General features: G+C 62.9%; 2 protein-coding genes. One reads left to right on the top strand and one right to left on the bottom strand.

Annotation, left to right across the window (positions count from 1 at the left end; translation table 11 throughout):
• The coding region (gene mutS, locus VZ95_RS16555) for a DNA mismatch repair protein MutS (protein ID WP_045776838.1) at positions 1–1440 on the top strand (1440 nt) is incomplete at its 5' end.
• Between the two features lie 14 nt (positions 1441–1454).
• Here mutS and VZ95_RS16550 read toward each other — a convergent pair.
• Positions 1455–1843 (bottom strand): PIN domain-containing protein (locus VZ95_RS16550; RefSeq protein WP_232302715.1); only part of this gene is annotated, 389 nt, incomplete at its 5' end.

The raw sequence follows: 1843 nt of genomic DNA, 5'->3' as shown, positions 1-1843 counted from the left end.
CTTGCCGCCGCCTGCGCCGATCTGCGCCCCGATACTGGGTTGATCGACCGGCTGGAGCGGGCGCTGAAGCCCGATCTGCCGATGTTGGCGCGCGACGGCGACTTCATCGCGCCCGACTATGCACCAGAGTTAGATTTCCAGCGCTCCTTGCGCGACGACGCCCGCCGCCATATTGCCGCGCTACAAGCCCGTTACGCCTCCGCAACGGGCGTGAATAGCCTGAAGGTGAAGCATAATAATGTGCTGGGCTATTTCGTCGAAGTCACCGCCGCCCAGGCCGATAAACTGTCGGAGCCCTTCATCCATCGGCAAACCTTGGCGGGGGCGGCGCGCTTCACCACGGTCGATCTGGCCGATCTCGACTCGAAGGTCGCCAAGGCGGGCGATACGGCGCTCGCTTTGGAGCAACGGCTGTTCGAAGATTTGGTCGGCGAAGTACTGGCCCGCGCCGAGCCTATTGCGGCCACGGCCCGCGCGCTCGCCGTGCTGGACGTGGCAGCCTCCCTCGCCGATCTCGCCGCCGACCGGGGCTATACCCGCCCGACCCTGACCGAGGGCACCGAGTTCGATATTCAGGGGGGCCGTCATCCGGTGGTTGAAGCGCTGCTGCCCGGCGGCGCGAGCGGCTTTATCGCCAATGATTGCGATTTGGGAACAAACCGCCTTTGGCTTCTTACCGGGCCGAACATGGCCGGGAAATCGACCTTTTTGCGGCAGAACGCGCTGATCTGCCTGTTGGCGCAAGTGGGCGCTTACGTGCCCGCCCGCGCCGCGACGATGGGGATTGTTGATCGGCTCTTCTCCCGCGTCGGCGCGGCGGATGATCTTGCGCGCGGGCGCTCCACCTTCATGGTGGAAATGGTGGAAACCGCCGCGATTCTGAACCAAGCCGGGCCGCGCGCGCTAGTGATTCTGGACGAAATCGGGCGCGGTACCGCCACTTTCGACGGGCTGTCGATTGCCTGGGCCGCCGTCGAGCATCTGCACGAGGTCAGCCGCTGCCGCTGCCTCTTCGCCACCCATTACCATGAGCTCACGAAACTCAGCGCCCGCCTACCCGCCCTCTCGTGCCACTCGATGCGCGTGAAGGAATGGCAGGGCGACGTCGTGTTTCTCCACGAAGTCCAACCCGGCGCGGCGGACCGCTCCTACGGTATCCACGTCGCCAAACTCGCCGGCCTGCCGAAGCCGGTCCTGCGCCGCGCCGAACAGGTGCTGAAACTGCTGGAATCGGGCGACAGTTCCACCGCCCTCTCGCGCCTTGCCGACGATCTGCCCCTCTTCGCCGCCCTGCGCCCCGTTGCGGAACCGGAAGAAGTTTCGGAGGCGCCGCCCGCGCTTCATCCGGCGTTGGCGGCCTTGGCTGAGACCGACCCGGACGCGCTGACGCCGCGCGAGGCGCTGGAGGTGCTGTATCGGTTAAAGGGGCTGGCGGTTTAGGAGTGTCTGAGCAATCAGCCTATGCCCTCTATTTCAGAAAAATAGAGCGTAATGCGGTCAGACGTCCAAGTTGCGACGCCCGTTCCAAAAAAATCCGCATCTTCCGTCCAAATCGGACAATCCAGCATAAGGGCACAGGCCAGAACGGGCCAATCATCGGCATCGCGCGCAGCGATCCGCTGAAGGGCTCGGTTTTTCAAACCACCGTATAGATTGGCATCAATTGAGTGGACGAGTGTTTCCAAGGCTTCCAGCGTTTCCAAAACCGTATCGGCTGGAAGACCACGCTTTGTGAGGAGCGCGGGTAAATAATGGTACGCATCAGCATACGCGACGTCGGGTGCAAAAAACTTAACTGTCGGGGCATTTTCCAGAATTAGTGCGCGCACTCGATTTCCCAGAA

The organism is Elstera litoralis, from assembly GCF_000963705.1.
Lineage (GTDB): Bacteria > Pseudomonadota > Alphaproteobacteria > Elsterales > Elsteraceae > Elstera > Elstera litoralis.
Note: the sequence above shows the minus strand (reverse complement) of the source record. Positions and strands in the feature narration are given on the sequence as shown.